Here is a 6,349-nt window from a genome sequence, read left to right on the forward strand (position 1 = left end):
TTGAATCCGATGAAAGAAAAGTTGCGAACTGATTCGATTAAATAACTAATCAATTAAAAGAGCTATATACGACAACTATCTTGACAAACACCGCTAGCGACTCTTTTTGAATTTGGATACAGATATAATTGCTGATTAAATTTCATTCCTAACGGTGCAATTATTCGGTAGATTAAATTTAAAATATGAAAGCAATCTAAGTCCACTCCATCTTTTAAATGGTTCTTAACGCTAATAACCATTAGGTTCTCGATGATTTCAAATTTAGGTTTCTGGGGAGAAATATTGTTAATTTTGCAAAGTTGCTTTACTACTTGTTTAAAAACATCTGAATTCTCAATATTTTTCACCATAAAATCATCCCTTATTTTCGAATTTTCTACTTATATTCCATTTTAATGTAAATATTACCTTGTTCAACTAACCTGCTCCTTTAGTTGAACAAGAAAAAAGAGTCGTCTAAGCAGCTCAACGATCTTCAAGTAAAGCACCCGTTAGTTGAAGAAGGACTTTGACGGTAGTGAAGAAATTAGTAATTATTTCTCTGAAGAGTCTTTGTACTTCTTCTGTTCTTCCCTAACAAAGTAAATAGCCTTTTCAACAGTTAATACATTATCTTCATGCCAATTTTTACCCATTTCTCTCACCAACGGGTAAGCCATTCCGACTTTGCCAACAATTGCAACATAATCAAGTAATACATTTATTACACCGTCTTTTAATCCCAATAACTGCAAATCCTTAACAAGCTTTATATCATCCTCGGTAACAGTACCGTGGCGTTCTTTAATAAAATCAATAGGTGTTGTAGATTTCACCTTATTAATATACCATTCATCGGATGTCCTTCCAGTTTGGACTTTGAATTGTTGTTCGTTCCATTCCTTTATTGTTATTCCGTGTACTTCCTTAAAGCGTTCTTCTGGTGTCTTACCGTATAACACTATTTTTTTTGTCTTTTTGAAATTTTTCTTGTCTTTCATTATGCTTTTCACCCTTAATGTTAGTTTTTAATAAATAATAATTCGATACAGTTTTCCCCTTTCCCTTCTAAATTCTTATTGAGCTAAACTGCCCCTTTAGTTCAATAACAAAAAAGAGGTACCTAAGCAACCCTTGGTCTTTATCTAAGCACCCGTTAGCTTAATAACGTTTAAGAACATTAACTAAAGTAACAAAGCAAAAGGTAGGAACAACCAATAATCATCAATATTTGTAATGCTTAGATACCAGAGTATTATTCCGATGATTGCAAAAGGTGCATTTTGCCAACTTTTCTTCACCCAACCGAAAGAATGCGCTAAAGCTAATATCCATAAAACAAAAGGTATAACAAGCAGGTAGAGACCAATAGACCAACTTCCTAAAAAACTAACAATATACATAATTAATCCCGCCAACCAATAATTTCTCGCAACATTTTTAACTATTGCTACAATCATCAAGATTAATCCTATTAGAAATAAACCATAAAAAATAAATGACCACATAGATGCTTCACCTCACTTTTGATTTTAACAAAGGCATTATTCTTTCAATAACTACTTCTTTGACTTACTAATGAAAACCTTCTTGTTCAACTAACCTGCCCCTTTAGTTCAATAAGAAAAGAGGCATTACTCCTTCTTGAAGTAAAGCACCCGTTAGTTATACATAAAGACCAACAAATAATTGCATATAAATGAAGTGACAATAAGTAATTATTTCTTACCTTTTAGTTCTAAAAGTATAGGTGCTATATTTAGTAAGATAGAAACAATTGTCAAAAACCACAGTGCCCTTTCCATACCAGGTACTACATCCATTAAAGCTGCCCAATCTTCCACTTCTACCCACACCGATACAAGACTGTATTCTGCACAAAGTGTTAATGCTGTAAATGATAATCCCATCGCCATAGCAAGCTTATAATCCTTTCCTGCTTTATACATATAAAGATTTATAAAAGTTGCTACTATTGCAATAACCCCAAATATTATCCACATAACTATACCTCCCCCTTAAATTCTTTTATTATTTACGATAGGAATAATTCCTTCTTCAACTAAACTCCCTTTAGCCGAAAAAAGGGTGCTTAACCCCTAATGAAGTAAAGCACCCGTTACTTTAAGTACAATACTTCACAATCTTTTTCAATTTACTTCCTAATTTACCTCTCCCAAATCAACGTCATTTGTTGTAAAAGTTCTTCCCATGTTTGCTCTTTCTCTTTGGTTACTTTATCAAGATCAAAGTCCCCATAGTAAACTGCATCAACAACTTCACTATCTACTAACTCTAAACGATCAGGTCCAATTCTTTTATCCTCTCGTAAAAAGTTACTAGTAGGCGAATGGGCGATTGTTTTAACATAATAAATTAAGCTAATGTTTTTTACTTCCCCATCTATTTCAACTTCTAAAGGGTGTGTCGTATACGTTCCTGCATGACTTTCTCCAAAATAATTTAAAACAAGCTTTCCATCTGCCGTTTCTTCAGGCTCAAACAATTCTGCTGTATAAGGAATTGGCTTTGAGTAATGAAATATGAATGAAAATAGTGCAAACCCTATTAATGTAGTCGTTAAAACTGATCCAAAAATAAGAAGCCATTTTTTGCGATTCCATCGTTTCTTAAGCTGGCTGAACAAAGCGTCTTTATTTTCAATTGGTACATAAAGCGTACCTTTCATTTGCTCATATTCATTTCTACAATTCTCACATGTAAGTAAATGCTCATTAACTAACGATTTCGTATCATCACTTACTACCTCATCTACATAAAGTGGCAGAAAATCTTGAATGACTGTACATTTAATATCCCCCATCTTGTTTCGCCTCCATATACGCTATTATTTTCTTTTTTGCACGGTAATACGTTACTCTAGCCCAGCCATCGCTTTTTCCAAATAAATGCCCTATTGCCTCAAAAGAAAGCTCACCAAATGTTCGAAGGGCGAAAACTTCTTTATACGGCTCCTTCATTGCGTGTAAAAATCGATGAATCATCAATGCTCGCTCTTCATTCACTAAATAATCTACAAGTTGGACATCCTTTCGCACTGAATTTTCTTCAATATTTATCTCGCGTTGCTGCTTTTTGTATTGTGTAAAATATGTATTTTTAGCGATTGTGAAAAGCCATGCCCTTACATCTTTTTTGCCATCATATTGATGAAATGATTTCAGTGCCTTAAAAAATGTCTCTTGTGTAATTTCTTCTGCTATATTCTTGTCAGCTACCAAAGACTTTGTATATAAGTAAACATCATGAAAATACGCTTGATAAATTTCCTCAAAGTTCACTTTCTCCCCTCCTTCACTTAAATAACTAACGAACTATGAAAACGTTACAAGATTTCCAAAAAAATAAATAGACATATTCATTTTATCTGAATATGCCTAAGTATTAACTAAATATATATGGTTTTAGGATTTAAGCCATCAACAACTGCTTTTCTCCAGTAATCCTATATATTTATCAGGGTTTGTAAAAGTATGTTGTTTTTCATTCATATATAATTTGCCCCATTAAAAATCGGTATAACCCATAATAATTACTACTTCCTTATTCAACTAACCCCCGTTAATTGAACAAAAAATATATTTCTATTCAGTGATAAAGGACATCCTTGTTGTTTTCATACACTTCTGGCTTGACTTGTTTCGGTATAGATACTTGTGATTGCTGTTCTCATAGAATTTCAATTCTTCAACGGAAACCCTTGTTATTACAGAAAGTTGCTGTTGATGCAGCGGCTTATCTTCTAATAGTTCAGTCTTTTTAAGATTTAACAAGGTCTTTTTTTTATAACAAAACTTCCATCTTTTTCTCGCGCTTTATTAGAAAATAAATAATAATGATGCTTATGATAACCATGCTACTGAAAGAAACAGGAGCTAACCACTTAGGATTCCAAATGTGTATCATATCCAGCAATAATCGATTCAGGCCGAAGATCAAGAAACCGACAACAAATGGGATTTGGATTCCAATTAATGAAACCATATTGGGAACTACATTTGAAAAACTCATCGTAAGTGTTACAAAGAAGAACCCGATCAAGTAAATAGCAGCGATGCAAAGCATGATGAATTGGAAAAACGTTGGGTCAAACCAGGATTCATTCCCAATAAATGTGTTGACACGCACATTAAAAAACATGTCCGTATTGTTCAAAGAATACAGACTGAAATAAACGGCCAACAATCCAGTAATGACGATGAATGTTGCAATATACCCTGCCAGAATTTTCGTTTTGAAAAGATTTCGTCCCTTTTTCGAAGTGTATTGCAGCAGGAGGAGCCCCCTTGAACGGTCCCGCAGTATTATTGGCGAGATGACTAGCACAACGCTGAACAGGATAACAATGCCAACACCTTTAATAAATGATTTAAAGTTCCGGATAACTATTTCCGTGTATACTCCGAATTTTTCTTCAGCAATCAATTCCATTAAACGGTCTCTCTTGTTAACATTAAGCACTTCAGGAGTATTTTTCCTAAAATTATAAAACTCAATCAGCCTTTCACGCTCTTGCAACTCCCAAAAGAGATCGATAGTATTATCGAAAAAAATATCATTTTGCAAGGCACGTGCTTCTTCAGAAGGATTCCACCAATCATATGCTTGGAATTTTTCATATGTATCCAATCCAACTACAATAGCATCTTCCCTCGACTGCAAATATCGATTTGCTTCTTCCAATTTTTCCTCATATGTGTTTTGGAAGTCAATGAATTCATCCTCATCCATCGTATCAGCGTATTTCTCTACCATCTCAACTGCAATATTGTATGAGTAACTATCACTTCCATTCGGGAAATTAGTAATATAAAACTCGATCAATAGAAAATAGAGTACCGCATTGATAAACAACAGCAATAACATCGTTTTCCACGTGAAGATTTTCTTCAATTCATTCCATAAAATTCTCATTGCTGCACCCCCTCACGAAATATCGACCTTACTAAAACGTTTATACGAAATATAGCAAACTGCAATCGTAATCATCGTCCAACAGCTAATTGTCATCCATTCAAAGTTTTCAAAAAGAATCAATCCGCTACTTCCCATGAACGAGAAACTGACTGCTAAGAGTAAAGTCGGTAAAGTATACGCAAAGACGAATAATAGGTTTGAAAACTTTGGCATAAAGCTTGGTAATAGCCACATGAGGACGAATAGTGCTGCGATTAGAAAGAAAGTGATGTAGCTGTTTTTCACCGCGACAGAAATTGCAAATGTTAAACCTGAAAATAACAGTAGCGAGATGAAAACAAATGCAATTACACCTATTAGAAAGGTTCCTACAGAGAAATCCCACCAAGCGACATACGGGAAATTATTTTCCCAGTTGAACGCACTGCTAATGGATGTTTGCCAGACGTGGGAGTAATCAAAAACTGTGAAAAACGTTCCGAGTGTTATCGCGAATAGGAAGACTACAATAGTTGTAGCCATTGTTAAAGATGCTAGAAGCTTGTTCTTCATCAATTTTCTGCCGCGTTTTGTGGAGTACGCAACGAGATGTGTCTTGTTTTCAAACTCATACGTCGTGATCAAAGCAGTCGTCAAGACGATTAATAGAAGAGATTCGATAATGATATGCAGGAAGACCGTTTTGAATAGAAATTTATGCATGTAGTACGCTTTCCCCGCGAAAAACCATTGCTTATGCTCTCCGTTTTCAACCATTTCCTCGTACCGCTCTGAGAATTTCTCGTATTCATTCAGAAGTGTTTCAGCAGCATTGCCACTGAGACGATACTTCTCTATTTCCACCTCACCCAATTTCCGTATATCAATTTCTTCATAGTTTTCATCAATCGAATTTGCCATGTTCAAATACATTTCCTTTAGTTGCAGTTGCTGAATGAACTCCCATTGTTTATCGGTATAATTCTCGTGATCCTCAAAGTGCAATCCGCCAAGGAATTCATTGACGCTTGTAAACTCGGACGCTGTCATCCTATTTAATTCAGCTATGTCGATTTGAACGTCTCTGCTGAAATCGTCCAATGAATCATCTGTTATGTCCAATTCGTACGTTTCGATAATTTCATTGATTATCTTCAATTCTTCTTTATGGTCGGATGAACTGATGATGACAAATAGATTAAAAGCCGAAAAGACGATGAGCAATGCAATCATGATTGGCGTTGTCAATGCCTTCTTATATTCATAGATGAGTATACGCATCAAACTTCCCCTTCGATTTCATCGCGGTATTCGTAAAGGAACACATCCTCCAGCTCCGGCACGACTGGCTTCCATTCAACTTCCGGCACGCCTTTATGGATAAAGCGGACAATCATCTTGCCATACTCTTGCTTCTCAGAAAGAAGGACATATTTCTTCCGGAACGCTT

The 6,349-nt window shown here is 35.1% G+C and carries 7 protein-coding genes; all 7 read right to left on the reverse strand.

What is annotated here, in order from left to right; all coding sequences use genetic code 11:
* Positions 1-536: 536 nt before the first annotated feature.
* Positions 537-983, reverse strand: a complete 447-nt coding sequence (locus AC1TO6_RS21000; protein WP_482103530.1) for a hypothetical protein — start codon at positions 981-983, stop codon at positions 537-539.
* A gap of 183 nt (positions 984-1,166) precedes the next feature.
* On the reverse strand, positions 1,167-1,490 hold the full coding sequence (locus tag AC1TO6_RS21005) for a hypothetical protein (RefSeq protein WP_482103531.1): 324 nt from the start codon (positions 1,488-1,490) through the stop codon (positions 1,167-1,169).
* A gap of 210 nt (positions 1,491-1,700) precedes the next feature.
* Positions 1,701-1,985 (reverse strand): hypothetical protein, encoded by a 285-nt coding sequence (locus tag AC1TO6_RS21010; RefSeq protein ID WP_482103532.1) that lies wholly within the window; start codon positions 1,983-1,985, stop codon positions 1,701-1,703.
* A gap of 164 nt (positions 1,986-2,149) precedes the next feature.
* Positions 2,150-2,806, reverse strand: coding sequence for a zf-HC2 domain-containing protein (locus AC1TO6_RS21015; RefSeq protein ID WP_482103533.1), 657 nt, complete (start codon positions 2,804-2,806; stop codon positions 2,150-2,152).
* Positions 2,793-3,284, reverse strand: a complete 492-nt coding sequence (locus AC1TO6_RS21020; RefSeq protein ID WP_482103534.1) for an RNA polymerase sigma factor — start codon at positions 3,282-3,284, stop codon at positions 2,793-2,795. The genes AC1TO6_RS21015 and AC1TO6_RS21020 overlap by 14 nt, the downstream gene beginning before the upstream one ends.
* Positions 3,285-3,786: 502 nt before the next feature.
* Complete coding sequence (locus tag AC1TO6_RS21025) at positions 3,787-4,917, reverse strand: hypothetical protein (protein ID WP_482103535.1); 1,131 nt, start codon at positions 4,915-4,917, stop codon at positions 3,787-3,789.
* Positions 4,918-4,929: 12 nt separating this feature from the next.
* Positions 4,930-6,180, reverse strand: coding sequence for a hypothetical protein (locus AC1TO6_RS21030; RefSeq protein WP_482103536.1), 1,251 nt, complete (start codon positions 6,178-6,180; stop codon positions 4,930-4,932).
* Between the last annotated feature and the right edge of the window lie 169 nt (positions 6,181-6,349).

This window comes from Sporosarcina sp. Y352, assembly GCF_056786535.1.

Excerpts from the sequence above, each read along its gene's own strand:
- AC1TO6_RS21000 (WP_482103530.1), bottom strand. The coding sequence starts at position 983 with ATGAAAGACAAGAAAAATTTCAAAAAGACAAAAAAAATAGTGTTATAC.
- AC1TO6_RS21005 (WP_482103531.1), bottom strand. The coding sequence starts at position 1,490 with ATGTGGTCATTTATTTTTTATGGTTTATTTCTAATAGGATTAATCTTG.
- AC1TO6_RS21010 (WP_482103532.1), bottom strand. The coding sequence starts at position 1,985 with ATGTGGATAATATTTGGGGTTATTGCAATAGTAGCAACTTTTATAAAT.
- AC1TO6_RS21015 (WP_482103533.1), bottom strand. The coding sequence starts at position 2,806 with ATGGGGGATATTAAATGTACAGTCATTCAAGATTTTCTGCCACTTTAT.
- AC1TO6_RS21025 (WP_482103535.1), bottom strand. The coding sequence starts at position 4,917 with ATGAGAATTTTATGGAATGAATTGAAGAAAATCTTCACGTGGAAAACG.
- AC1TO6_RS21030 (WP_482103536.1), bottom strand. The coding sequence starts at position 6,180 with ATGCGTATACTCATCTATGAATATAAGAAGGCATTGACAACGCCAATC.